Genomic DNA, 24,275 nt, shown 5'->3' with positions numbered 1-24,275 from the left:
ACTGGAGGAGCACGTGCACAGCTCACGCGCCGCAGTCACGACCGTCTCAGCCCTCGCCGCCGTCGCCCTGACGGGCGCGGTCACCGTCCCGGTCGCCACGGCGACGTCGCAGAAGGCGTCGGACGAGCCCGCCGCCGTCGCCACCGCCGACCGCCCGGTGACGCACGAGGAGAACGACCGCGTCCCCGAGGGCGCCGCCTGGACGCAGCACTACTTCCCGTCCTCGGACGGTTCCGACGTCGAGCTGCACGCCGACGTCCTGCTGCCGGAGGGGCTGGAGAAGGGTGAGCGGGTGCCGGTGATCCTGTCGGCCGGCTCGTACTTCGGGCACTCGGGCGAGATCTCCGAGGAGGGCCACGCGCACACCGGCCCGTCCGACCGGTTCGGCGACCTGGTCGAGGGCATCGACCTGTTCGACCGCGGCTACGCCCTGGTCCTGGTGGACACCCGGGGCTACGGCGGCTCGACCGGCTGCATCGACTTCGCGGGCCCCGGCGAGCAGGCCGACGTCGCCGCCGCGATCGACTGGGCCGCCGACCAGTCGTGGTCCACCGGGGCGGTGGGCATGTACGGCAAGTCGTACGACGCCGTCACCGGCCTGATCGGCAACAACCTGGACCAGGACGCGCTCAAGGCCGTCGTCGCGCAGGAGCCCATCTGGGACATGTACGACCGCATCCGGTCCAACGGCGTACCGCGTCAGGAGGGGATCATCGCCCCGAGCACGTACAACACGATCGCCCAGCTGCCGCAGATGGCGGACGACGACGAGCGCTACGTGAAGAACTCCCGGTACGAGCTGGCGCACCCCGAGTGCCTCGCGGCCAACACGCTGAACAACCTGAAGGCTGACCCGGCCACGAGCTACTGGCAGGACCGGGACCTGGCGAAGCACGCGAAGGGGAGCGACACCCCGCTGTTCGTCACCCAGGGCTTCCTAGAGTGGAACACCCGGCCCGAGGGCATGGCCGAGTACCTCGCCAACCACGACGGCCCGCAGCGCGGCTGGCTCGGCCCGTGGGATCACGTCCGGGGCAACGACCGCACCGAGGACGGCACGTGGAAGATGGGGCGCGAGGGCTGGTTCGACGAGATCGGCGCCTTCTACGACGAGCACCTCAAGGGCACCGGGCCGACGACGGAATACCCGGCGTTCTCGGTCCAGGACAGCACCGGCGCCTGGCGCGCCGAGGACACGTGGCCGGCCGCCGACCGGACCGCACGGGTCGCGCTCGGCGGCGGCGCGTACGTGGACGACGGCGGCCCGGACGAGGAGCAGGACGGCGCCCGGTCGAGCTTCCTGACGTGGTCCGAGCCCGTCGAGCGGGACACCCGCGTCGTCGGCACCCCGAAGGTGTCGCTGGACGTGCGGGGCACCGGCAACGTGCTGGTCGAGCTGCACGACGTCGCCCCGGACGGGACGGCCGTGCCGTTCGTCGAGCAGGCCGCCGTCATCGACCCGGGCCGGGTGGCCCTCGACCTCGAGTCGACCGACTGGACCCTGGCCGCCGGCCACCGGCTGGCCGTGGAGATCGGCTCGATCCAGTCCGGCTCGTGGGTGGACACGCCGTCGGGCCAGACCATCCGGGTCCGGGACGCCCGCCTGGAGCTCGCGGTGGACGACCCGGCCGGCGACGTGCCCACCGAGGGCGGGCGCGCCGTCTGGCTGGACTCCTACCTCGCGGCGTACACCACGGAGCTGACGCCGGGCGAGCCGTCCTTCACCCTGCCCACCTTCTCGCGGCCGGCGTCCGGCGGACGCGGCTGACGCCGCTCAGCCGTCCCGGTCAGTTGTCCCGGCGGCGCGTGTCCGTGCGACGCGGCCGCCGGGTCAGCAGCGCGTCGTGGCCGCGCGGCCGGCCCACCGGGTGGACGACGTCGAGCGCGCGCCTGAGCGCCGCCTGGGTCACGCCGGTCTTCTCGTTGTCGGCCCGCAGGGCAGCCATGACCTGGTCGGCGGCCAGCCGCAGCGAGACGTCCGCCTTGCGCGCGACGTCGACCAGGATCTCCATGGCCGCGTTCTCGTCGACGCCCCGCACCGCCGCGATGACGCCCTTGGCCTGCTCGATCGCCGCCTGGCTGACGAAGGCGCGGTTCACGGCGCCGTCCGCCTCCCGGTCCAGCGCCTCCTTCTGCACGGGCGTGACGTCCACGACGTAGCCGACCAGCTCGGGCGAGCTGCTGCTGCCGCTCTGGCTGCCCTGGCCGGTCACCACCACCGACCTGGTGCGACCGTTACGGTCCACGATGCGGTGCGCGCACGCGAAGGGCCGGCCCACCCGCAGCGCCTGGCTGGCGGCGCGGACCACCCGGCTCCGGTCGTCCGGGTGCTTGCGGGAGCGCAGCGCGTCGAGCCCCGGCTCGATCTCGTCCCGCTTCCAGCCGTGCATGGTGTAGACCTCGTCCGACCACCACCAGATCCCGGAGGAGAGCTCGACGCGGTAGGTGCCGACCAGAAGATTGGTGCCGAGACCCATCGTGCGCATGAGGTCGGCCGGCGAGAATTCCGCGGAGATCGCCGAGCGGTCGTTCTGGTTGTTGCTCAGGGCGGTCGTGCGGGGCTGTTCGATCAAGGACACAGGGACCTCCCAGATCCGTCCGGATCGGGAGCCGCTTCATGACTCCGAGCGATTCACCCTACGCCGGTTCGGGCGATTCGGACAGTCCGGGCGGTGAAGGGGCTGGTGAACCCCGGGTTGCGAGTGGCGGCCGTCGGCCTAGGTTGGTTCGAGGTCGAAGGGGGAGCGGGCATGGCCGACATCGACGACTCGTCAGCGCGCGTGGAGGCACCGGCGCCGGACGACCGGCGCAAACCGGACGCCCCGCCGGACCTGCACCGCGGCACCTGGAAGTACGTCGCGCGCAACACCGTGCGGCAGTTCACCCGCGACGAGTGCCTGGACCTGGCCGCGGCACTGACGTACTACGCGGTGCTCGCCGCGGCGCCGGCCCTGCTCGCCCTGGTCTCGGTGCTCGGGCTCGTGGGGGACGGCGGCCAGGCGGTCGAGCGCGTGCTCGACACGGTCGACGGCGTGGTGCCGCCGGACGTGCTGGCGATCGTCGAGCCGCTCGTCCAGAACGCCGCGGCGGGCGGCGGGCGGGCCGGGCTCACCCTCGTGCTCGGTGTCGCCCTGGCCCTGTGGTCGGCGTCGGGGTACGTCGGCGCCTTCGGACGGGCGATGAACCGGATCTACGGGATCGACGAGGGCCGCCCCGTCTGGAAGCTGCGCCCGGTGATGCTGCTGGTCACGCTGGTCGCCGTGGTCACGGCGGCCCTGATCGTCGCGGCGCTCGTGCTGAGCGGGCCCCTGGCCCGGGCGGTGGGCGACGCCGTGGGCCTGGGCTCGACGTCCGTCACGGTGTGGAACATCGCCAAGTGGCCGGTCGTGCTGGCGCTGGTCATCGTGCTGGTCGCGATCCTGTACCACGTCACGCCGAACGTGCGGCAACCGAAGATGCGCTGGATCAGCGTCGGGGCGTTCGTCGCGATCCTGTCGTGGGTGCTCGCCTCCGCCGCGTTCGGCTTCTACGTCGCGACCTTCGCCGGCTATGACGCGACCTACGGCTCGCTGGCCGGGATCATCGTGTTCCTGCTGTGGCTCTGGATCACCAACCTCGCGCTGCTGTTCGGCGCCGAGCTGGACGCGGAGCTCGAACGCGGGCGCGAGCTCCAGGGCGGCATCGCCGCCGAGGAGAGCGTGCAGCTCCCGCCCAAGGACGCGCGGGCGAGCGAGAAGCGCCAGGCGAAGCACCTGCGCGAGGTCGAGCGGGGCCGCGAGATCCGGGTCGCGGCGGCACGGGAGGATGCGGCGCGGGAGGATGCCGCGGACGAGACCGAGGGCTAGCGCTCCCAGGCCGCCGTCCGGAACGCCCGTTCACGCGCCCAGGCGTGGTATCGGTCGAACAGGTCGATCTGACGGCGTGCCTGCGCGATGAGCTCGTCGAGCCGCGCCGGGTCCAGGCCGACGTCGGCGGCGTGCTCCCGCAGCGTCTGCCAGCCGCCGATCTTGCCCAGCACCGCCGACCGCATGAGCTCCGCCTCCAGCACCGCCGTCATCGGCGACCGGTCCGTGATCCGGCCGTTGAGCTTGAGCCGCCCGGCCTTCTCGCCCAGCCACGCCGCGGCCTGGCGGTGCCGGCGGCGCGGCACGCCCAGGGCGGCCAGCAGGTCGCGGTAGAGCTCCCGCTCGGCCCGGAGCTGCTCGGTCGCCTCGGCCAGCTCCGCGTAGAACGGCGTGTCCTCGGACGTGCGGGTCATCAGCTCCAGGCGTTCCAGGCCCGCCGTCGCGCCGGTGAAGTGGTCCGAGAGGTAGAGGCCGAAGAGGTAGTGGTCCATCGAGTCGGGGATCCGCGGCCCAGCCCACTCGCCCGGGGGCCGTGGGCTCGCCGGACGCAGCGGCGCCGAGCCCATGCCCTGCCCCACGGCCATGCCGTCCAGCAGGTCCTCGACGGCTTCCGCCGCCGTCCGGCGCGGTTCCCAGCCCAGCTCGGTCCGGATCCGCGCGGCGTCCAGCACCGGCGCGGACAGCGCCATGTCCAGCCAGCCCGGGTCCGCGGGCACCGTGTGCGCGGCGTACGCGGCGGCCAGGGCGCCGCGGACGGCGCCGGGCGGCATCTCGACCAGGCGTCCGTGGTCCACGATCCGTGCGAGGTCCGTGCCGTGCAGCACGTCCCGGGCAGCGACGTTGAACGCTCCGGCGGCCCGCTCGACCACCACGCGCCGGTAGGCGTCGGCGACGTCGTCGGCGTGCACCGCCTGCAGCCGCAGCCCGGCGGGCAGCGGCAGCGCGGGCAGCCGCCCCCGGCGCAGCAGCCGCACCGGCACCAGCGGCCCGAGGAAGGCGCGCGCGATCGACGGGGCGGCGCACGCCTGGAAGACCAGTGCGGTCCGCAGCCGGGCCACCACGACGTCGGGGTGCGCGGCCTCGAGCTCGTCGAGCACCCGCTCCTGCGCGGCCTTGTCGACGCTGTAGTGCGACGTGGGGGTGCCACGGACGGGCCAGTCCTCGCGGCGCGGCGCGTCGTCGCCCACGGGGGAGTACGCGCCCACCGACGAGGCGACCACCAGGTGCGGCACCCCCGCCCGCGCCACGGCCTCGGCCACCCGGCGGGTGCCCTCCACGTTGGTGCGGCGCAGCAGCTCGCGCTCGCGGTTGGGCTGGGTCAGCCAGGCCAGGTGGACCACGGCGTCCGCCCCGCCGAACTGGTCGGCGAGCCGCGCGACCACGGTCTCGTCGGTGTCCTCGGAGCCGACGTCGACCGCGGCCCACCCCGCGTGCCGGTACGGCTCCGCGGCCCGGTCCGGCAGCCGCCGGGCGATCCCCAGCAGCGACGTGACCCGCGGCTCGGCGTGCAGGGCGCGCAGCAGCGCCGTCCCGACGTTCCCGGTGGCACCCACGACGACGACGCGCATGAGGCAACCGTCGCACCCGGCCCGGGCACCCGCATCCCGCGGTAGCCTGCAGCTGATGAACCGGTCCCGCGGCCCCGGCAGGTCCGCTTCCTGGGCGCGGGCCCGGCTCGGCACCCGGGCCGTCGACTACGCCTGGGCCGTCGACCGGCAGCTGCGCTCCCTGCTGGGCCGCGCCGCCCTGCCCACCGGAACCGGCGACGCCGCCCCCGTCGTGCTGCTGCCCGGCATCTACGAGACCTGGGAGTTCCTCCGCCCGGTGGCGACCGCGCTCGCCCGCGCGGGCCACCCCGTGCACGCCGTCCCCGCGCTGCGGCACAACGCCCGTCCCGTCCCCGAGTCCGCCGACGTCGTCGTGGAGCACCTGGAGCGCGCCGACCTGTCCGGCGTCGTGCTCGTGGCGCACAGCAAGGGCGGCCTCATCGGCAAGCGCGTCATGCTCTCGCCCGCGAGCGACCGCGTACTGGGCATGGTCGCGGTCGCCACGCCCTTCTCCGGCTCCCGCTGGGCGCGGTACATGCTCGCGCGCCCCCTGCGGTCGTTCGACCCGCGCGACCCGGTTCTGCTGGCGCTCGCGGGCGAGCTCCTGGTCAACGAGCGCATCACCGCCGTCTACCCGCGGTTCGACCCGCACATCCCCGAGACCGGCCGGCTGCCCGGCGCGCGGAACATCGAGCTGCCGCTGGCGGGCCACTTCCGGCCGCTCGGCCAGCGCCTGCTCGTGGAGACCGTGGCGCACGAGGTGGCCCGGGTTTCGGGATGACCGGTCCCGGCATGGTCCACTGGGATGTGCTCACCGTCCGCCACACCTCGCCGCGGCGCCTCGACGTCGGCCTGACGCTCGGACCGCTCGCGCACGGCCCGGGCGACCCCACGTTCCACCGGGCCGCCGACGGCTCCGTCTGGCGCACGTCGCTGCTCCGGACCGGGCCGGTGACGCAGCGGTTCGTCCCGGCCGGGCCGCACGAGGTGGTGGTGCACCTGTGGGGCGACGGCGCCCGCGAGGCCGCCGAGGCGCTGCCGGTCCTGCTCGGCGAGGACGACGACGCGGCGGGCTTCGCGCCGCCGCCGCAGGTCCGCGCCGCCCACCGTCGGGCCGCCGGCATGCGGATGCTCCGCTCCGGGCGGGTGCTGGAGTCCCTGGTGCCCGCCGTGCTGGAGCAGCGCGTGCAGACCGTCACGGCGCACCGGGCCTGGCGCTGGCTGCTCCTGCGGTACGGCACCCCGGCCCCCGGACCGGCGCCCGACGGGCTGGGCGGTGGGCAGCGAGGTGTGCAGCGCGGCGGGCTGCGCGTGGTGCCCGACGCGCAGGTCTGGGCCCGCGTCCCCGTGTGGGACTGGCACCGCGCCGGCGTCGATCCCGGACGCGCGCGGACCGTGGCGCGGTGCGCCCTGGTGGCCCCGCGGCTGGAGGAGGCGGCCACGATGGCGCCGGCGGAGGCCCGGGCGCGGCTGGAGAAGGTGCAGGGCGTGGGCGTGTGGACGTCGGCGGAGGTGGCGCAGCGCGCGTTCGGCGACGCCGACGCGGTGTCCGTGGGCGACTTCCACCTCCCGGCCGCGGTCGGCTGGGCCCTGGCCGGCGAGCGCACCGACGACGCCGGGATGCTGCGGCTGCTGGCGCCCTACGCGCCGCACCGGCACCGGGTGGTCCGACTGCTGTCGTTGTCCGGGCACCCGCGCGCGCCACGACGCGGGCCCAAGCTGCCGATCGCGGACCACCGGGCGTTCTAGGGTTCGCGGCCGGGCGGTTCGGGCGGGCTCAGGCCGCGCAGCGTCCCGACGACACCGGGGTGTCCAGGGCGGTGGCCTGGGCCGCGACGGGGCGCAGCTCGGCGTCCGTCATGGCGAAGCCGACCTCGACGTCGGCCTCGGCGCGCGCGAAGACGACGCCCGCCACGCGCCCGTCGGTGGTCAGCAGCGGCCCGCCCGAGTTGCCGGGGCGCACCTCGGCGGCCACCGAGTAGACCTCGCGGGGGCTGGCCCCCTCGTTGTAGACGTCCGGCACGGGGGCGGTGCTGACGCTCAGCACGCCCGCGCCGACGGAGGTGAACGGTCCGCCCCAGGGGTAGCCCTGGACGGCGGCGCGGTCGCCGACCGAGAGGGTCCGCGCGATCTCCAGCGGCTCGGCGGCCAGGTCCTCGACGGCGACGACGGCGAGGTCGTCGACCGGGTCGTAGTACACGACGCGCCCCTCGCGGGCCGGTCGGTCGGGCAGCTCGACGACCGGCCGGTCCACGCCCGCCACGACGTGCGCGTTGGTGACCAGCCGGTCCGGGGCCACGACGAACCCCGAGCCGGTCGAGCTCTTGCCGCACGCGTAGGCGATGCCGGAGATCCGGGCCACCGACTGGGCGGCGGCCTCGAGCTGCGGGTTGTCGAGGTCGACGACGGGAGTGACCGGGTCCTGCCGGGGGACCATCAGGATGTTGAGCCGCGGCAGGCCGTCGTCGAGCACCATCGCGCGCATCTGGGCCAGGGGCCGGCCCACCGCGGCGGGCGTCAGGTCGTCGATGGTGCGCAGGACCGCCGACGAGGACACGGCCGACGAGACGCCGGGCGTTCCGGTCGCCGAGACCGCGTTGCCCACGAACGACAGCGCCAGGGCGACCACGATCACGTTCGCCGCGCCGCCCAGCAGCCGCTCCAGCGGGCGCAGCGCGGTGCGGTCCACGCCGCGGCGCAGGTCGCGGCCCAGCCCGGCGCCGAGTGAGGCCCCGAACACGGGCAGCAGCACCGCGAGGGCGATCGACACCGGCCCGCGCCACTGCGACGACGGCAGCACGTCGTTGACCGCGGGGACCGCCCAGAAGGCTGCCAGCCCGCCCAGGATCAGGCCGACGAGGCCACCGAGCGTGGCCAGCAGGCCGCGGCTCAGCCCGGCGCCGAGGGCGATGAGCAGCACCACGAGGAGCACGAGGTCGACGAGCGTCACGGGTAGACGGTAAGCGCTGCGTCCGCGCGCCGGGCGTCGCCACGCACCTCCGTCACCCGATCCTCAGATGTGCGGGCAGAACATTCACAGCGCGTGCCCGGTGCTGCGCGCCGCGTGCTCGGCCCTGCCTTCGGGCCCTGCCCTGCAGGTATGGGAAAACCCGTAACTGTGCGACCACTCGTTGTGCGGCTCCGACGGCCGAATGTACGGTCCGTCAGCAACAGCTCTGAGCGCGAAGGTCACTGCGATGACCGCCGGGCAGTCCCGCCCGGCGGGATGGCTCACGTCGAGGGAGCACCCCGATGCGTCGTGCACACAGATCCAGCAGGTCCAGCACCCCCCGAACCACCGCACCCAGGACCCTGGTCACGGCAGTCGCCGCCGTGACGCTCGTCCTGTCCGCCTCGCTCGTCGCCTCGGCAGCGCCGCCGAAGGTGCCCGACGCCGGGGCCGCACCGGAAGCGCAGGCGCAGGCGGCGACCGCACCGGCTGCCGCCGCCCTGACCTGGTCCGACGAGTTCGACGGCGCGGCGGGCAGCGCCCCCAACGCCGCGAACTGGAACCACGAGACCGGCGCGGGCGGCTGGGGCAACAACGAGCTGCAGAACTACGTCAACTCCCGCCAGAACTCCGCCCTGGACGGCAACGGCAACCTCGTCATCACGGCCCGGCAGGAAGGGAGCGGCTACACCTCGGCCCGGCTGACGACCAAGGGCAAGGTGCAGCCGCAGTACGGCCGGCTGGAGGCGCGCATCAAGATCCCGCGCGGCCAGGGCATCTGGCCGGCGTTCTGGATGCTCGGCGGGCAGTTCCCGGGCACGCCGTGGCCCAGCTCGGGCGAGATCGACATCATGGAGAACATCGGCCGCGAGCCCCACCTGGTGCACGGCACGCTGCACGGCCCCGGCTACTCGGGCGGCAACCCCATCACGGGGCAGTACCAGCACCCGCAGGGCTGGTCGTTCGCCGACGACTTCCACACCTTCGCGATCGACTGGAGCCCCAACTCGATCACCTGGCTGGTGGACGGCAACGCGTACCAGACGTTCACGCCCGCCAACACCGGCGGCAACCCGTGGGTGTTCAACCAGCCGTTCTTCTTCATCCTGAACGTCGCCGTGGGCGGCAACTGGCCCGGCTACCCCGACGGGACCACGCAGTTCCCGCAGCAGATGGTCGTCGACTACGTCCGGGTCTACGACTCCACCGGCGGCGGAGGCGGGCGCACGGGCACGGTCCGGGCGAGCAACGGCATCTGCCTCGACGTCGCCGGGGCCAGCACGGCCAACGGCACGCCCATCCAGCTCGCCAACTGCAACGGCAACGCCGCCCAGCAGTGGACCGTCGGCACGGACGGCACGGTCCGCGCGCTCGGCAAGTGCCTCGACGTCGCCGGGGGAGCGACGGCGCCGGGTACCGCCGTCCAGCTCTGGGACTGCAACGGCACCGGCGCCCAGCAGTGGGCCTCGACCAGCGGCACCCTCGCGCTGCGCAACCCGCAGTCCGGTCGCTGCCTGCAGCCGGTCGGCCGGGTGCAGAACGACGGGACCCGGACCCAGATCGCCGACTGCGACGGGAGCACGGTCCAGCGCTGGACGCTGCCCTGACGCGCACCCGCCCAACCGCCCACCCCGCACACCCGCTGACCCGCCACCCGCAAGGTGCGCTTCTACCCAGTCATTCGGCCCGCACCACGCCTGATTCCGGGCCCGATGACTGGGTAGAAGCGCACCTTGGGTGCGTCAGGCGGTCAGGCCCAGAGATGGATGGCCAGGACGACCACCAGCCCGCCCAGGCCGATCGTCACCACGACGGCGCCCGCCACTGCGAGCAGCCCGGCGCCCGGCGAGTCGTGCCCCGGGCCCCGGGCCGGCACCGGCACTCGTCGGCCGTGCCGCCGTCGGGACGCGATCAGGAGGTACCCGGCCAGCATCAGCCCGGCCAGGCCGGGCAGGAGCCAGACCGCGCTGCCGAAGAGCGCGGGCAGCAGCCGCGCCCCCACCAGCGAGACGGCGGCGACCGACAGCGCCGTGCGGCGCCAGGCCAGCTCCGTGCGCTCCGGCTGCAGCCCGGGGACGGGCGCCTGCCCGGAGCCCGGAGGAGACCCCGCCCCCGGGGGAGTCCCCGCGGCGGTCATCGCAGCAGCACGCCCAGCAGCACGAGCACGCCGACCACCGCGACGACGACGGCGAGCACCACGCCCACGATCGACGACGGCAGCGGCGCGCCGTTGCGCAGCGCCCGCTCGACGCGCATCCACCCGGCCCAGGCGATCAGCGGCAGCGTCGTGCCGGCGACGATGAGCACGAGCGACGCCGCGAGCCGCAGGCCGGGGTGCAGGTCGAGGCCGAGCGTCTCGAGGGCGACGCCGCCGGCCACCAGGGCGAGGGCGGTCCGGATCCAGGCGAGGAAGGTCCGCTCGTTGGCGAGGGTGAAGCGCGCGTCGGGCTCCGAGCCGACGCCGAACACCGACGCCGGGAACCGCTGCGCGTCCGGCCGGTTCATCAGGCCCTCCCTGTCTCGTGGGGTCTGCCCCAGAGCCTGCCACGTCTCGCCCGCACCAGCGGGATCACCACGGCGGCCGCCACGGCCAGCAGCACGAGACCCAGCAGGGCCCACGGCACGGCCCAGCCGCTCGCGGCGTCGTGCGCCGAGGTGACGCCGCCCCCGCCGATGCCGACCACGAGGCCGTCCACCCGGACCGTCGCCTCGGCCCGCACGAGCGGACGGACGCCCCGGACCTCGACCACGCGCTCCACCGTCGAGCCGGGCAGGATCTCGGTCAGCTCGCCCGACGCCGACTCCGACGCCGTCGCTGTGCCGCCGGGCCAGGACGCGCCCGAGGGACCCGTCACGGTGACCGACTCCGTGGGCACCAGCCGGGCGGTGCCCGTGTTGGTGAGCCGGTAGCGGACCGTCGAGGTGACGGTCCCGAACGGGTTGGCGGACACGTCCGTGGTGACGCTCAGGTCGCTGATCCCGAGCCCCGGCGCGAGGTCGCCAGCCACCCGCGCGTGCACGCGCAGCGCGAGACGCCGGTCCACGGTCAGGGCGGAGTCGCCCACCTGCTGCGTCAGCGCGGTGACGACGCCGCCCGAGTGGTCGCCGGGTGTGGCGTCGTCGGGCACGCGGAGCGTGAACGGGACCTCGGCAGACTCGCCCGGGTCGAGGTCCAGCGTGCCCTGGCGGAAGGTGATCCAGGTGCCGAGCCCGGTCGCGTGCTCCTCGGCGGTCAGCAGGTCGATGTGGCCACCCGGGGTCGTGAAGGCGTCGGTGCCGTACACGGCGAGCTGCAGGGGAGCGGCCGACCGGTTGGTCACCACCAGGGCGTCGCGGACGCGGTCCCCGGGCTCGACGGCGTAGGCGTAGTTGGCGCGGCCGGTGCCCTGCCGGTTGTCGGCAGGGGTGACGGACCAGGAGATGCCGTCGGTGCTGGTGTCGGTGCTGGTGTCGGCGACGGCCGGCATGGCGTGCGCCGCGGCCGGGCCCACGAGCGGCAGCCCGCCGAGCAGGACGGTCAGCAGTGCGGTGAGCACGAGCGTGGGGCGGTAGGTGGCCTGCACCGCAGCCGCGGCGTGCCCGGAGGCACGTCGCGGCAGCGGGCTTGCACGATGAGGCAGGGAGAACACGGGACCGTCAGCCCACCGCGGTGAGCGTGAGCACGCTCGCGTAGTCGCCGGCCGGGGTCTCCAGCGGGATGCGCAGGTCGAGCGCGGCGTCCGCCGTCACCGAACCGGCCGCGTGCCCCGCCGGTGCGGACACCAGGGTGGCGCTCGCGGTCAGGCCGGAACCCGCGCCGGGCCGCACCAGTGCGCCGGCGACGGCGCCTCCGGTGTTCTCCGAGACCGACGGCGACCAGCCCAGGCTGCTGCCCGGGAAGGACGCCGAACCACCGGTGGCGAAGAAGTCGGTGGCCGTGCCGTTGATGCTCCACGCGGGACCGCCCGCGCGGGTGTCGCTGACCGTGACCCGCTTGAGGTCGCCCGTGGCGGTCAGGGCGCCCGCCCCGGCCTCGGCGGTGCCGAGGCTCACGGCCCCGGCGCCGCCCACGACGGTCCAGGTGAACGCGCCGGGCTCGCCCGGGTCCTCGCCCTCGGGCACGGTGACCTCCAGGTCGATGTCGCCCTCGCCCTCGCCGCCCGGCGTCGCGAACGTCACCGGGATGCCCAGCTCCTGGGCGGCGTTGGCCGCCGCCCCGCCCGCGGCGTAGGTGTAGACGCCGTAGGTGCCGGTAGCGGTGTCCGACGGCGCCGCCGCGAGCTCGGCCGTGAACGTGCCGTCCGGGTTGAGCAGCACGAGCTGCTCGGCCACGTTCGGGAAGTCCGCCTTCACCTGCGAGTACGACGGTTCCGGCAGCGCCCACCTCTGGGCGAGCACGGTCCGGGCGCCCGAGCCGGCGCCCTCCGACGGCCGCCAGGGGTCGCCGAAGGATCCGAACACCACGTACACGCCCGTGGGCGCGCCCGCGGCGACCGGCGGGCGGCCCGACGTGTTCACGTTGGCCGCCGGGTCGAAGCCCGAACCGGTGGCCGTGACGGTCTCGCCGTCGGGGTCCAGCCCCGACGCCTTCGACAGCGTCACGGTCGGGTTCCACTCCTCGGGCTCCTCCGTGGGCGCGCTGGTCTGCGCGCTCACGGTGAAGCCGTCGAGCGCGGCGCCCTCGGCGAGGAAGCCCTGGAGCGCCGCGGCGCCCTCAGCCGTCAGGGTCACACCGGTCCCGGAGACGGTCACGGCGTCGGCCGCGACGTCCACCGTGGTGGTCGCCACCTCGCCGAGCACCACGTCGTCGCCGCCGTAGGTGCCGGGCTCGTAGCCCAGGTTGTTCTCCGGGATCTCGACGGCGAGGTCGCCCACGAGGGTGCCCACGCCGCCGTCGACCACCACGGCTACGTCCTTGACCGTCACCGTGAAGGCGTGCGACGGGAAGTGGAAGACGGCGCCGCCGGCGCTGGCGATCGTCAGGTTGTCCGCGTCGGTGACCGTCCCGCCCGTGACGGGCAGCAGGTAGGGCAGGGTCTCGTTCGGCGGGGTGGTGTCGAGGTTGGCGGCGGGCGTGCCGTTCTCGTCGAACTCGCCGGGTGCGACGAGCGTGATGCGCTCGCCGACCGGGACCGCCCCGATGGGCGGCAGGGCCGCCGTCTGGCGCCCCACGTAGTTGCGGAAGCTCTCACGGAAGCCCCAGGCCAGGTCACCGCTGTCGGCGGTGACCTCGCTCGGCTCCGCCGCGGTCGCGGTCAGTGCGACGAGCGGTGCGGCGGCGAGCGCCGTGCCGAGCGTCGCGGCCAGTCCGGTGGCGATCAGAGCGTGCCCGCGGTGCCGCGTACGGCCCGCCGGTCTGCTGCGTGTCATGAGTTCGTGCCTCTCTCTGGGGATGGACTGCGGACTGGGGGTCTCAGGGGTCGCGCCGCCGGAAGGGCAGCACGAGCCAGCCCTGCCGGAGGCCGAGGATCGCCACGGACGCGGCGACCAGCAGCACGGCGGTCAGGACGGCGAGCCGGCGGCCGGTGGTGCCGCCCGGGATCAGGCCGTCGGGGATCAGGGCGGCGCCGGCGGCGTCGAGGGTCGCGGCGGCGACGGGGAGGAACGAGGCGGCGCCCGCGTCGGCGTCGGGCGTGGTGCCCGTGCCGCCGCGGGTGGCACCGCCGCCCGTGCCGGCGCGAGAACCGCCGCCGCTGCCCTCGGGGCCGGTGGTTGCGGGCGGGACGGCGGCCGGCGGTGCGGCTGTGCCGTTGCCCCCGTCGCCTCCGCCGCCCGTGCCGCCGTCGCCGGGGCCGGCGCTGCCGACGGACTCGGCGGCGTCGAAGCTGACGCTCACGTTCGCGGGCGTCTTGATCTCGTCCCGGGTGCCGGTGGAGTACCAGAACTCGGGCTCGCCCACGAGCTGGTGGAAGTTCACGAACGCCTGCGGGAACGAGCCCCAGCAGCTCCCGGCCGGGTCCTCGCGGAGCTGCGGTACGCGGTCGCCGGTGCTCGTGCGCACGCCGCAGTAGTCGGGCACCAGGTGCCCGCCGCGGGAGGCCGGGTCGAGGCGGCGTCCGGTGAAGGTGACGAGCTGTGCCCGGGTCGACGGCAGCGGCTCCCAGCGGGTCATGTCCTGCTGGTCGGTGCCGTAGCCGCCGAGCGTGCCGGTCAGCGCGCCGTTCCCGGCGGCGTCCAGGCGCACCTCCGGGTCGGTGACCCACCAGTAGACCAGGCCGCCGTAGAACACCACGGTGAAGCTGCCCTTCCAGCGGATGCGCACCGAGCCGTCGGCCTCGCGCGTGCCGGTGCCGCCCGTCAGCACGACCTCGGCGCCCGTGGTGCGGCCCGCGGCGTACGACACCGGGCGGCCGTCGGGCGCCGTGCAGCGTGTGCCGAACGTGGCGGTGCGCTGCGTGGCGTCCGCGCCCCGGCCGACGGTGCGCACCACGCGAACGTCGCCGGCGGTGCCGTGGTAGAGGGTGCGGTCGGCGTCGGTCCAGATGCGCCCGCCGCGCGTGTCGCCGTCGGCACCGGGGCGGCCCGCGACCAGAAAGTTGCACTGCCCCGCGAGGTGGCTCTCCGAGCCGGCCTGCACGCTCACGGCCCAGCGCAGCTCGGCGTCGGTGAGCCTGCCGTCCTCGGCCTCGCCGGGCGGGGCCTGCTCGTCCCCGGGCACGGTGACCGTGAGCAGGAGGGGGCCCTGGTCGTCGGACGCCGTGGCCGACGCCGTGGTCGCCGCGGACAGGAGCAGCGTGAGCACGAGGGCGGCGGCCGTCGTGGCGCTGCGCCGACGGCGAGGAGTGCGGCTCATGCGCGGGCCTCCTGGTCCGCCCGGCGACGGTCCGCGCGGCGCTTCAGCGCCGTGACCAGCGACGAGAGCACGACGACGAGCAGCATCAGGGCCGCGATCCCCACCGCGATCTCCTCGGGGCGCCAGGTGCCGTCGGCGTTCGCCCCCGTGTTGCCGCCGACCCCTGCGGCTCCCGTTCCCGCGGCCTCGGCGGCTGCCTCCGCGGCCGACACCTCGGCCGGGTCGCGGGTGACCGTCACCTCGGTCTCGATCGCCGTGCCGGAGGAGGCGCCGGACAGCCGCAGCACGTGCGTGCCCGTGCGCAGGTCCGAGGGCAGCTCCAGGAGGCCCGCGACCTCGCCGTGGTTGCCCGCGACCAGCGGCCCGACGGCGACCACGCCGTCGTCGAGCGTGACGCTCACCTGCTCGCCGGGCTCCAGCCCCTGTGCGCCGAAGCTCAGCACGCGCCCCACGACGGCCGTGGCCTGGTCCACGCCGAGGCTGGCCTTGGCCGGGCGGCTCGTGGCGTCCGGCTCCGTGTCGTCGTCGCCGGAACCGGTGTCGTTCACGCCGTCGGACCCGGTCCCGCCGGCGCCGCCCGTGCCCGACCCGGCCGCGCCGTCGTCCGCGTCGGAGCCGCCGTCCGCCGTACCCGACCCTGCGCCGCCGCCCGAGCCGGCGAACGTCACGGGCGTGAACGTCTCGTTGTTCGCGTTGCGCACCCCGTGCGCGCCGATCGTGATGATGCCGCACCGCACGGCCGTGCAGTCCACGGTGCTGCCGTCGGCCGCCTTGAAGCGGGCGCCGGGGATCACGAGGTCGGTGGACCAGGTGCCGTCCGCGGCGATGGTGCCGCCGTTCGCCTCCGCCTCCGTGCTCGACCCCGGGAAGGCGACGAACCGCTGGTAGCCCGCGTTCTGCGCGGTCTCGGCGTCGGGCACGTAGCGGTAGGTGTCGCCGGACACGCCGCCGCGGCTCGGCGCCCACGACCCGCCCGACGGGTCAGAGACCCACCCGAAGAACACGTAGAGCCCGCCGAACGCCTTGGGCACCGACTGGAAGCCGCTGCCCGAGACACGCACCGTCGAGGCCGTGCCCGGGTCGGGCTGCCCCGACACCGCGACGCGGGCGGCGGCGTGCGCCGTCAGCACCGGGCCGAGCAGCGCGAGGGCGACCACGACGACGAGGGCGACCAGCGAGATCGCCGGGCGGGGTAGGTGGCGGGATGTCATGCGGGGTCCTCGCTGAGGGCGTCGGTTCGGGTGTGGGCGTGGGTCGCGGCGGCCGATGCATCGATCCATGCGTCGGCGGCGTAGCGGGGGAGCACCAGCAGCCCGCCCGTGACGGGGTGCCGCACCACGTCGACGGGGTGCTCGTAGACCCGGGACAGCAGGTCGGCGGTCAGCACCTCGGCGGGCGGGCCGACGGCGGCGACCCGGCCGCCGTCGAGCACCAGCACGCGGTCCGCCCAGGCGGCGGCGAGCGCCAGGTCGTGCAGCACCACGACGACGGCGCCGCCGTCCGACGCGCGCCGCCGGGCGTGGCGCAGCACGTGCTCGGTGTGCCGCACGTCGAGCGCGGCGGTCGGCTCGTCGAGCAGCAGCAGCGTGGTGTCCTGCGCGAGCAGCCGCGCGAACGAGGTGCGGGCCTTCTCGCCGCCCGACAGCGTGGGGAAGCGCCGCTCGGCCAGCCCGACGACGTCCGCGGCCGCCAGGGCCCGGGCGACCACGGCGTCGTCGTCGGCGGGTGTGCCGGAGGCTTGCCAGGGCGCCCGGCCCATGCGGACCACGTCGATCACCCGGAACGGGAAGCTGACCTGGTTCTCCTGGAGCAGGACGGCGCGCAGCCGGGCCAGCTCGGCGGGCCGGACGGCGCCCAGGGGCGTGCCGGTCCAGGCGGCCTCGCCGCCGTCGGGGGCGCGGTCGCCCGCCAGGACCGAGACGAGCGTGGACTTGCCGGCCCCGTTCGGCCCGACGACGACGAGCACCTCGCCCGGGCGGACCTCCAGGTCGACGCCGTCTAGCAGCACGGCGTCCCCGGCGGTGACCCGGACGCCGGTCAGGGTGAGCAGCGCCGGCCGGGTTGTCGTCGTCGGCTGGGCAGTCGGCCGTGCGCTCATGCCCAGCCTCCCGCGGTGCGGCGCGTGCGGCGGATGAGCCAGAAGAAGAACGGCCCGCCGACCAGGGCGGTGAGCATGCCGATCGGCAGGTCGGCGTAGCCGACGGCGGTGCGCGCGACGAGGTCGGCGGCCAGCAGCAGCACGGCGCCGCCGAGCGCGCTGAGCGGCACGAGCACGCGGTGCGCGGGGCCCACGGCCATGCGGATCAGGTGCGGCACGACGAGGCCGACGAACGCGATGATGCCGCAGAACGCGACGCCCGCGGCGGTGAGCACGGCGACCACGACGATGCTGAGCACGCGCAGGCGCTCGACGTCGACGCCGAGGTGCCGCGCCGACCGCTCACCCAGGGACAGCAGGTCCAGCCGGCGCGCCAGCAGCAGCGCGCCGATCACGCCGACCGCCACGAGCGGCGCGACCACGGCGACGTACGCCCAGCGGGTCCCGTTGAACGAGCCGAGCTGCCAGAACACGATCTGCTCCCGGGCCTGCGTGTCGCCGAGGAAGGTGGTCAGCGCCAGGCCGGCGCCGCACACGGCGTTCACGGCCACGCCGGTGAGCACCAGCGTGACCACCTCGGTGCGGCCCGCCGACCGGGCCAGCCCGTAGACGAGGAACGTCGCGGCGAGCCCGCCCGCGAACGCGGCGGCGGCAGTGGTCCAGGGGCCGAGCGCCGTCAGCCCGAGCACGATGGTCACGGACGCCGCCACGGCCGATCCGGAGGAGACGCCGACGACGCCGGGCTCCGCCAGCGGGTTGCCGAAGACGCCCTGCATCACGGCCCCGGCCGTCGCGAGCGCGGCCCCCACCAGTGCCGCCATGGCGACGCGCGGGAACCGGATGGTCCAGAGCGCGGCGTCGCCGTTCGGGTGGGCGGGCGTCGGGCCGACGTCGAGACCCGCGTGGTGCAGCAGGGACCCCACCACCTCGGCGGGCGGGACGTGGAGCTGCCCGGACCCCGCGGACACGACCGCCAGCACGCTGAGCGCGACCACGAGTCCGGCGGTGACGGCGGCGGTGCGGGCGGGGCGGACGGGCGGGAGCGGGGTGTCAGAGGTGCGCCCTGGCCGGCTCGCGCCGTCCGGGTCGGGGCCGGGGGTGAGGGTGCTCGCGACCGAGTCGCCGTCGGGCCGCACGGGTGGGCGCGCGGTCGGGCTGACGGCGGGGCTCCCGGACGCGCGGGTCGTCGGGGTCACGAGACGCTCTCCGGCGCGTAGAACGCGCGGGCCAGCGCGTCGAGCACGTCCGCCGACCTGGGCCCGAACGACAGGATCTCCGTGTCGTCCATGGCGACGAACCGCCGGTTCTCGCCCGCCGGCGTCTGCGCGAGGGCCGGCACCTGCTCCAGCAGCCCGTCCACGCCGCCCACGGACTCCAGCCCGCCGGTCATCAGCAGCACGAGGTCGGGCTGCATGGAGATCAGACCCTCGTCGTTCAGCGGGCGCATGCCCTTCCAGCCCACCTCGGCGGCGGCGTCGACGGCGCCCAGGCCCTCGATGAGAGAGTCCGCCCCGGACTCGTCGCCGAACAGGTAGTAGACGCCTGACTGCCCGCGCACGTAGAGGAAGATCACGCGCGGCCGGACGGCCGGGTCGGCGGGCGCCAGCTCCGCGACCTGCGCCAGCGTGTCGTCGACGGCGGTCTCGGTGCGCTCGGCCAGGGCCGCGCCCTCGGCGGGCAGGCCCAGCGCCTCGCCCGTGGCGCGGGCCAGGTCGGCGGAGGTCTCCAGGCTGCGGTGGCTGTCGAGCACGACGACGGGGATGCCGGCGTCGCGCATCTGCAGCACCACGTCCCAGGGGCCGAGCGTGGTGTCCGTGAGGATGACGGTGGGCGCCAGGTCGAGGATCGCCTCGCCCGTGAGCTCGTGGCCGTTGGACGTGACGAGCGGCCGGCCGGCGATCTCCGGGAAGCCCGACGAGACGTCGCGGCCCACGACGCTGTCGCCCAGCCCGAGCTCGAACACGATCCGCGAGAGCGAGCCGTACAGGTCGAGCGCCAGGATCCGGCTCGTGTCGGCGACGGTCACCTCGGTGCCCTGCGCGTCGGTGACGGTCGCGGGCAGGGCCGGCTGCGGGTTCTCGGCGACCGGGTCGACGGGGCGCTCGGGCGTGCCCACCGTGATCTCGCCGGTCCACGCGCGCGGGTCGGCGATCGGCTCCAGCTCGCTGAGCGGCTCCGTGCCGACGACGGCGCCGCCGTCGTCCGCGTGCCCCGCCAGGGGGAGCTGCAGCCCGCACCCGGCGACGAGCGCGGCGACCGCGAGCAGCCCGGCGGCGGCGAGCGCGGGGCGTCGGCGGGCCGGACGTGCCGGTCTGCTGAGGACTGGCCTGCTCGTGGTTCGCGTCGCGGCGCGATCGGGGCCGGCTCCGGGCAGGCGCAACATCGGACAGCTCCCTCGTACGCCGGGACGGTGCCCGGTATGGAATTAGGTGTGCCTAACTTAGGCGAGGCGAGCCTCAAAAAGTCAAGTCAGGTCGGCACTTGAGGGGATAAATCACCCGAGCGGCCCGGAGGTTGGAACCCCCTCGCCGGAGCGCGACGCCGCCGTCAGGGCTCGGCGGCGTTGACCACAGCAGTTGCTGCCAGGCCGGGGTCGAATCTGGCAGCAACTGCTGTGGTCAACGCGCTGGGGCTGTTCGGGTGACTCGATCGGGGTGTCTGGCGGAACCACCCGAAACGGAGGTGGTGACGTAGCCCCGCGCCCAGCACACTGTCCGGATGACTGACTCGACCGCCGCCGGACCGGTCCCTGCCGGCGGAGCCAGGCTCGGGCCCAGGATCGGCGTGGGTCGCGAGGCCGAGGTGTACGCCTGGGGCGGCGACGCCGTCGTGAAGCTCTACCGCTCCGGGTTCGCCGGGCACCGGGCCGAGGCGGCGGCGCTGGCCGGCCTGGCCGGGCACCACGTCGCTCCCGGCCTGGTCGATGTCATGACGTGGGACGGGCGCCCGGGCCTGGTGCTGGAACGGGTCGCCGGCGCGGACATGCTGGAGACGCTCCGGCACAGGCCGTGGCGGGTGCGGGCGCTCGCCCGGGCCCTGGCGGAGACCCACCTCGCCGTCCACGCGGTGCCCGCGCCGGCGGACCTGCCCGACGTCCGCCAGGTGCTGGCTGCCCGCATCGAGGGCGCGACCCTGTCCCGGGAGCTGCGCGGGTTCGCGCTGCGCCTGCTCGACGGGCTCCCGTCGGGGGACCGGCTGTGCCACGGCGACTACCACCCCGGCAACGTCATGGTGTCCGGCGAGCGGGTGAGCGTCATCGACTGGCCCAACGCCGCGCGCGGCGTGCCCGAGGCGGACCACACCCGGGCGATCCTGCTGCTGCAGTGGGCTGACGCGTCGCCCGCCGCCCCGCGCGGTCTGCCCGGACTGGCGGCTCGTGGGCTGGTGGCGGCCGGCCGGTCGATGCTCACCCGCGGGTACGCCCTGGCCTACGCCGACGGATCTCCGCGCCCCCTGCGCGACCTCGAGTCGTGGCTCGTGGTGCATGCCGCGGCGCGGCTGTCCGAGGGCGTCGTCGCCGAGCGCGCCCGGCTCGTCGACTGGCTCGTGCGGGCGATGCACGCCTTCGAGGCCTGAGCGCTCACCAGGCCGGACACCCGGCGCCCGGCGTAGCGTGGGTCCCGGAGGTGGGGTCATGAGCGACTCACGGACGGGCGCCGCGGGCGGTGGCGCGATCTACGGGCTCGGCGTCATCGGTGCATGGGTCTACTTCTGGCAGCAGGCCGACGGGTTCTGGGAGTTCGTCTGGGCCGTCGTCCAGGGCCTGTTCTGGCCGGCGTTCATGGTGTACGAGGCGTTCGCGGCGCTGGGCGGATAGCCCCGCGGGTCCGGCTCTTGCTGACGGCGACGCCGGCTCGGCCTCCCGCACCCTCGAGCAGCCGGCCCGCGGCCGGCGCCCCGGCCCGGGCCGCATCGCGCTCCGCCGCCGGCACCACGTGCCCCGTGCCGAACCCGCGCGCCAGCGCACCGCGCAGCCGCTCGCTCCCGCGCAGCCGCCCCTTGCCGTCCGTGCGGCCCGGCGCCGCCGGGACGGGGACGACGGTCAGCCGCGCCCGCTCGGCGTCGTCGACCGGCTGGTGGATCTCGGCGTACCCGCCGTTCGGCATCCGCACCACCCGGCCCGTCTCGTGACCGTGCAGCGCGATCTCCAGGTCCTTGCGCTGCAGCCCGATGCAGACCCGCCGCGTGATCTCGAACGCCAGCGCGGGCCCGACGACCAGCAGCACCTGCAGCGTGGTGATGACCGACTCGAAGCTCACGCTGAACTGGGTCGAGACGATGTCGGCGCTCGCGGCGCCCCACAGGATGCCGTAGAGCAGCGCGCCCGCCACGCCGATGCCGGTGCGGACCGGGAAGTGGCGGGGGCGGTCCAGCACGTGGTGCTGCTCGCGGTCCTGGGTGACCCAGGCCTCGACGTACGGGTAGACGACCAGCAGGCCGAAGTACACGGCGACGACGGCGAGCGGGACCAGCGTGGCGAACGTCCACGTCCAGCCGAACCACTCGGTCTCCCAGCCCATCGGGACCAGGCGCAACGCCCCGTCGAGGAACCCCATGTACCAGTCGGGCTGGCTCCCGGCGCCGACCTCGCCCACCGCCGCCGGCCCGTAGGTCCAGACGGGGCTGATCGTCGCGGTCGCGCCGAGCAGCACGAGCACCGAGCCGGTGATGCCCATCATGCCGAGGGCACGGAAGGCGGCGTCGGGCCACAGGCGCAGCCCGAGCGACGCGACCGGCTCCGGCCGGAACTGCTTGGCCTGCCCGTCCCGCAGGGTGAGCGCCGCCCGCGCGATCAGGACGACGACGAGCAGCCCCGGCGCGATCGCCACGTGCAGCGGGTACAGGTTCTCGATGATCTGGCCCGGGAACGGCCCGCCGAACATCAGCCCGGCGATCCAGGTCCCCAGGAACGGGATGCTGAGGACCACACCCTCCACGATCCGCAGGCCGGTGCCCGACAGCATGTCGTCGGGAAGGGCGTAACCGCTCCAGCCGGCGGCCAGCACCAGCACGAACGCCGCCACCAGCAGCACCCAGCTCAGCCGCCGCGGCCGGCGGAACCCGCCGGTGAAGAACGTGATGAGCAGCTGCATGATGACCGAGGCGGGCATGACGAGCGCCGCCCAGTGGTGCGTCTGGCGCAGCAGGAGGCCGCCCGTCTGCTCGAACGAGATGCGCATGGTCGAGGCGAACGCCTCGGTGACCGTCGCGCCCTGCAGCGGCCCGTAGGGCCCGGTGTAGGTGACCAGCTCGTTCGACGGCGTGTAGGTGAACGCCAGCAGGATGCCGGTGATCGTCAGGACGACCAGGCACGTGAAGGTCACGACCCCGAACAGGTTGGACCAGTGCAGCTGCACGCGCCGCTCGCCGAGCGCGGCGGCGCGGGCGCGGAGGCCGGCGGCCCGACGGCGGAGGTCAGCCCGCATCGCGCACCACGCTCAGCTCGGGGCGGACGGCGGGGTCGGCGGGGGTCGGTACCGCCGGTGCCGCCGGCGCCGGGGTGGCCGGTGCGGGGGTGCCGGCGGCTGCCGCCGCCTTCTCGCCCGAGGCCTTCTCGCCCGAGCCCGCGAACGGGTCGCCGCCCGCGAGGAACGCCGCCCGGGGCGACTGCACCGTCGAGAGCGGGATGATGTCGCGGCCGAACAGCACCGCGGAGGCCCACACGAGCAGCACGCGCACCTTGCGCTCCCAGGTCGGGACCGCCAGGACGTGGTAGCCGCGGTGCATGATCCAGGCCGGGAAGCCCTTGATGACCAGGCGCTTGTACTGGAAGATGCCGCGCCCGATGCCGAGGGTGGCGACCACGCCGAGGCTGTGGTGCAGGTACGGCCTCGGCTTCCTGCCGCGCAGGACGGCGACCAGGTTCTTCGCCAGCAGCTTGCCCTGCCGGACGGCGTGCTGGGCGTTCGGCACGGTCCGCGCGCCGGGGACGGTCGAGGCCAGGTCGGGCACGGCGGCGTTGTCGCCGGCGGCCCAGGCGTCGGGGACGAGCTCGTCGTCGGTGCCGACGCGGAGGTCCGCGCGGACGCGGACCAGGCCGCGCTCGTCGACCGGCAGGTCGGTGTTCCTCGCGACGACGGGGTTGCTGCCGTTGCCGGCGGCCCAGATCAGCAGGCCGTTGCCGTACGACTCGCCGGTCGACAGCATGATCCGGCCGTCGGCCGCCGAGACGACCTGCGTGCCGAGGTGGATGCGCCCGCCGCGCTCCTGCAGGTGCCGCACGACCCAGCGGCCGGGCTCGTCCGTGACCTCGGGCAGGATGCGCTTGTTCGCGTCCACGAGGTGGAAGGCCAGGTCGTCGCGACCGAGCTCCGGGTAGGAGCGCAGCAGGGCGGTGGCCAGGGAGAGCAGCTCGCCGAAGACCTCGACGCCGGTGAACCCGCCGCCCACGACGGTGACCGTCAGGAGCCGGCGGCGCTCGATGCCCGGCGGGAGCAGGGCGGCGCGGTCGAACGCCGTCAGGAGCGCGTCGCGGATCGCGACGGCCTCCTCCACGTGCTTGAGGCCGATCGCCTCCTGCTCGATGCCCGGCACGGGGAACGTCCGGGTCACGGCGCCGGCGGTGACGACGATCGTGTCGTACGCGATCTCCCGCAGGGCGCCGTCGTTGGTGCGGACGGTCGCGGTGCGGTGCGCGTGGTCGATCCTGGTGGTGTGGCCGGCGATGATCGTGGTGTGGTGCAGGTGGCGCCGCAGCGACACCATGACGTGCCGCGCCTCGATGGAGCCGGCCGTGACCTCGGGCAGGAACGGCTGGTAGGTCATGTAGCCGTGCGGATCGACGAGCGTGACCTCGGCCTCACCCCGGCGGAGCTTCTTCTCCAGGCCCCACGCTGCGTAGAAGCCCGCGTAGCCGCCGCCGACGATCAGAATCTTCTCCATGACACCCTCCTGGTGGTCTTACCAGTTCGACAACACAGCGGGCCCGGACGTGACGTGGCGCTGGTCACAGGCCTCTAGCCACGGACAACTCGAACCTGGATCCGGCCCCGGGCCGCGCGCACTCTGGTCGGGACCGGTCGGCCGACCGGTGGAGAACCCGTCGTGAGGAAGATCGTCGTGA

Annotated in this window: 21 protein-coding genes; 7 read left to right on the top strand and 14 right to left on the bottom strand. The window is 75.0% G+C overall.

The window, feature by feature from the left end:
* Positions 1–13 precede the first annotated feature (13 nt).
* Complete coding sequence (locus QRN56_RS20400; RefSeq protein WP_285106295.1) at positions 14–1,768, top strand: CocE/NonD family hydrolase; 1,755 nt, start codon at positions 14–16, stop codon at positions 1,766–1,768.
* Between the two features lie 19 nt (positions 1,769–1,787).
* Here QRN56_RS20400 and QRN56_RS20395 read toward each other — a convergent pair whose 3' ends face one another.
* Complete coding sequence (locus QRN56_RS20395; protein ID WP_285106293.1) at positions 1,788–2,579, bottom strand: PAS and ANTAR domain-containing protein; 792 nt, start codon at positions 2,577–2,579, stop codon at positions 1,788–1,790.
* A 171-nt stretch (positions 2,580–2,750) separates the two neighbouring features.
* Between QRN56_RS20395 and QRN56_RS20390 the strand changes: the two genes are divergently transcribed.
* Positions 2,751–3,845: a YihY/virulence factor BrkB family protein gene (locus QRN56_RS20390; protein ID WP_285106291.1), complete on the top strand. Its 1,095-nt coding sequence runs from the start codon at positions 2,751–2,753 to the stop codon at positions 3,843–3,845.
* On the opposite strand, the gene QRN56_RS20385 is transcribed toward QRN56_RS20390, so the two are convergent.
* The gene (locus QRN56_RS20385) at positions 3,842–5,413 is read right to left on the bottom strand and encodes an NAD-dependent epimerase/dehydratase family protein (protein WP_285106289.1); all 1,572 of its coding nucleotides are present in this window, start codon (positions 5,411–5,413) and stop codon (positions 3,842–3,844) included. The genes QRN56_RS20390 and QRN56_RS20385 overlap by 4 nt on opposite strands.
* 55 nt (positions 5,414–5,468) lie before the next feature.
* On the opposite strand from QRN56_RS20385, the gene QRN56_RS20380 reads away from it, so the two are divergent.
* Both QRN56_RS20380 and QRN56_RS20375 read left to right on the top strand, forming a co-directional pair.
* On the top strand, positions 5,469–6,173 hold the full coding sequence (locus QRN56_RS20380; protein ID WP_285106287.1) for an esterase/lipase family protein: 705 nt from the start codon (positions 5,469–5,471) through the stop codon (positions 6,171–6,173).
* Positions 6,174–6,184: 11 nt separating this feature from the next.
* Positions 6,185–7,141 (top strand): DNA-3-methyladenine glycosylase family protein, encoded by a 957-nt coding sequence (locus QRN56_RS20375; RefSeq protein ID WP_285106286.1) that lies wholly within the window; start codon positions 6,185–6,187, stop codon positions 7,139–7,141.
* Between the two features lie 28 nt (positions 7,142–7,169).
* Here QRN56_RS20375 and QRN56_RS20370 read toward each other — a convergent pair whose 3' ends face one another.
* Positions 7,170–8,342: a MarP family serine protease gene (locus QRN56_RS20370; protein ID WP_285106285.1), complete on the bottom strand. Its 1,173-nt coding sequence runs from the start codon at positions 8,340–8,342 to the stop codon at positions 7,170–7,172.
* 383 nt (positions 8,343–8,725) lie between these two features.
* Here QRN56_RS20370 and QRN56_RS20365 point away from each other — a divergent pair, with 383 nt between their 5' ends.
* The gene (locus tag QRN56_RS20365; RefSeq protein WP_285106283.1) at positions 8,726–9,949 is read left to right on the top strand and encodes a family 16 glycosylhydrolase; all 1,224 of its coding nucleotides are present in this window, start codon (positions 8,726–8,728) and stop codon (positions 9,947–9,949) included.
* Between the two features lie 143 nt (positions 9,950–10,092).
* Here the strand turns inward: QRN56_RS20365 and QRN56_RS20360 are convergent, their stop codons facing one another.
* From QRN56_RS20360 to QRN56_RS20320, 9 genes are all read right to left on the bottom strand, one after another.
* Positions 10,093–10,479, bottom strand: coding sequence for a DUF202 domain-containing protein (locus QRN56_RS20360; RefSeq protein WP_285106281.1), 387 nt, complete (start codon positions 10,477–10,479; stop codon positions 10,093–10,095).
* Positions 10,476–10,847 (bottom strand): YidH family protein, encoded by a 372-nt coding sequence (locus QRN56_RS20355; RefSeq protein WP_285106280.1) that lies wholly within the window; start codon positions 10,845–10,847, stop codon positions 10,476–10,478. Before QRN56_RS20355 ends, QRN56_RS20360 begins: the two co-directional genes overlap by 4 nt.
* Positions 10,847–11,905, bottom strand: a complete 1,059-nt coding sequence (locus QRN56_RS20350) for a WxL protein peptidoglycan domain-containing protein (RefSeq protein ID WP_285106278.1) — start codon at positions 11,903–11,905, stop codon at positions 10,847–10,849. Before QRN56_RS20350 ends, QRN56_RS20355 begins: the two co-directional genes overlap by 1 nt.
* Before the next feature lie 73 nt (positions 11,906–11,978).
* Positions 11,979–13,691 (bottom strand): HtaA domain-containing protein, encoded by a 1,713-nt coding sequence (locus tag QRN56_RS20345; RefSeq protein ID WP_285106275.1) that lies wholly within the window; start codon positions 13,689–13,691, stop codon positions 11,979–11,981.
* Between the two features lie 43 nt (positions 13,692–13,734).
* Positions 13,735–15,114 (bottom strand): hypothetical protein, encoded by a 1,380-nt coding sequence (locus QRN56_RS20340; protein ID WP_285106274.1) that lies wholly within the window; start codon positions 15,112–15,114, stop codon positions 13,735–13,737.
* Entirely contained in the window at positions 15,111–16,325 is a 1,215-nt protein-coding gene (locus tag QRN56_RS20335; RefSeq protein WP_285106272.1) for a hypothetical protein, read from the bottom strand. Before QRN56_RS20335 ends, QRN56_RS20340 begins: the two co-directional genes overlap by 4 nt.
* Positions 16,322–17,212, bottom strand: a complete 891-nt coding sequence (locus QRN56_RS20330) for a heme ABC transporter ATP-binding protein (RefSeq protein ID WP_285106271.1) — start codon at positions 17,210–17,212, stop codon at positions 16,322–16,324. The genes QRN56_RS20335 and QRN56_RS20330 overlap by 4 nt, the downstream gene beginning before the upstream one ends.
* Positions 17,209–18,207, bottom strand: a complete 999-nt coding sequence (locus QRN56_RS20325) for a FecCD family ABC transporter permease (RefSeq protein WP_285106479.1) — start codon at positions 18,205–18,207, stop codon at positions 17,209–17,211. Before QRN56_RS20325 ends, QRN56_RS20330 begins: the two co-directional genes overlap by 4 nt.
* Positions 18,208–18,404: 197 nt before the next feature.
* Positions 18,405–19,595 (bottom strand): heme/hemin ABC transporter substrate-binding protein, encoded by a 1,191-nt coding sequence (locus QRN56_RS20320; RefSeq protein ID WP_285106269.1) that lies wholly within the window; start codon positions 19,593–19,595, stop codon positions 18,405–18,407.
* A gap of 335 nt (positions 19,596–19,930) precedes the next feature.
* On the opposite strand from QRN56_RS20320, the gene QRN56_RS20315 reads away from it, so the two are divergent.
* Together QRN56_RS20315 and QRN56_RS20310 are read left to right on the top strand one after the other, a co-directional pair.
* A complete protein-coding gene (locus tag QRN56_RS20315; RefSeq protein ID WP_285106268.1) occupies positions 19,931–20,788 on the top strand; it encodes a phosphotransferase family protein in 858 nt (285 codons plus the stop codon).
* Between the two features lie 58 nt (positions 20,789–20,846).
* On the top strand, positions 20,847–21,029 hold the full coding sequence (locus tag QRN56_RS20310) for a hypothetical protein (RefSeq protein WP_285106267.1): 183 nt from the start codon (positions 20,847–20,849) through the stop codon (positions 21,027–21,029).
* On the opposite strand, the gene QRN56_RS20305 is transcribed toward QRN56_RS20310, so the two are convergent.
* Both QRN56_RS20305 and QRN56_RS20300 read right to left on the bottom strand, forming a co-directional pair.
* Positions 20,992–22,638, bottom strand: coding sequence for a cytochrome b (locus QRN56_RS20305; protein WP_285106265.1), 1,647 nt, complete (start codon positions 22,636–22,638; stop codon positions 20,992–20,994). The genes QRN56_RS20310 and QRN56_RS20305 overlap by 38 nt on opposite strands.
* Complete coding sequence (locus QRN56_RS20300) at positions 22,628–24,094, bottom strand: NAD(P)/FAD-dependent oxidoreductase (RefSeq protein ID WP_285106264.1); 1,467 nt, start codon at positions 24,092–24,094, stop codon at positions 22,628–22,630. Before QRN56_RS20300 ends, QRN56_RS20305 begins: the two co-directional genes overlap by 11 nt.
* Between the last annotated feature and the right edge of the window lie 181 nt (positions 24,095–24,275).

The sequence above is a fragment of the Promicromonospora sp. MEB111 genome (genome assembly GCF_030209445.1).
Taxonomy (GTDB): Bacteria; Actinomycetota; Actinomycetes; order Actinomycetales; family Cellulomonadaceae; genus Promicromonospora.
Note: the sequence above shows the minus strand (reverse complement) of the source record. Positions and strands in the feature narration are given on the sequence as shown.

Excerpts from the sequence above, each read along its gene's own strand:
- QRN56_RS20390 (WP_285106291.1), top strand. The coding sequence starts at position 2,751 with ATGGCCGACATCGACGACTCGTCAGCGCGCGTGGAGGCACCGGCGCCG.
- QRN56_RS20385 (WP_285106289.1), bottom strand. The coding sequence starts at position 5,413 with ATGCGCGTCGTCGTCGTGGGTGCCACCGGGAACGTCGGGACGGCGCTG.
- QRN56_RS20380 (WP_285106287.1), top strand. The coding sequence starts at position 5,469 with ATGAACCGGTCCCGCGGCCCCGGCAGGTCCGCTTCCTGGGCGCGGGCC.
- QRN56_RS20375 (WP_285106286.1), top strand. The coding sequence starts at position 6,185 with ATGGTCCACTGGGATGTGCTCACCGTCCGCCACACCTCGCCGCGGCGC.
- QRN56_RS20360 (WP_285106281.1), bottom strand. The coding sequence starts at position 10,479 with ATGACCGCCGCGGGGACTCCCCCGGGGGCGGGGTCTCCTCCGGGCTCC.
- QRN56_RS20355 (WP_285106280.1), bottom strand. The coding sequence starts at position 10,847 with ATGAACCGGCCGGACGCGCAGCGGTTCCCGGCGTCGGTGTTCGGCGTC.
- QRN56_RS20345 (WP_285106275.1), bottom strand. The coding sequence starts at position 13,691 with ATGACACGCAGCAGACCGGCGGGCCGTACGCGGCACCGCGGGCACGCT.
- QRN56_RS20340 (WP_285106274.1), bottom strand. The coding sequence starts at position 15,114 with ATGAGCCGCACTCCTCGCCGTCGGCGCAGCGCCACGACGGCCGCCGCC.
- QRN56_RS20335 (WP_285106272.1), bottom strand. The coding sequence starts at position 16,325 with ATGACATCCCGCCACCTACCCCGCCCGGCGATCTCGCTGGTCGCCCTC.
- QRN56_RS20330 (WP_285106271.1), bottom strand. The coding sequence starts at position 17,212 with ATGAGCGCACGGCCGACTGCCCAGCCGACGACGACAACCCGGCCGGCG.
- QRN56_RS20320 (WP_285106269.1), bottom strand. The coding sequence starts at position 19,595 with ATGTTGCGCCTGCCCGGAGCCGGCCCCGATCGCGCCGCGACGCGAACC.
- QRN56_RS20315 (WP_285106268.1), top strand. The coding sequence starts at position 19,931 with ATGACTGACTCGACCGCCGCCGGACCGGTCCCTGCCGGCGGAGCCAGG.
- QRN56_RS20310 (WP_285106267.1), top strand. The coding sequence starts at position 20,847 with ATGAGCGACTCACGGACGGGCGCCGCGGGCGGTGGCGCGATCTACGGG.
- QRN56_RS20305 (WP_285106265.1), bottom strand. The coding sequence starts at position 22,638 with ATGCGGGCTGACCTCCGCCGTCGGGCCGCCGGCCTCCGCGCCCGCGCC.
- QRN56_RS20300 (WP_285106264.1), bottom strand. The coding sequence starts at position 24,094 with ATGGAGAAGATTCTGATCGTCGGCGGCGGCTACGCGGGCTTCTACGCA.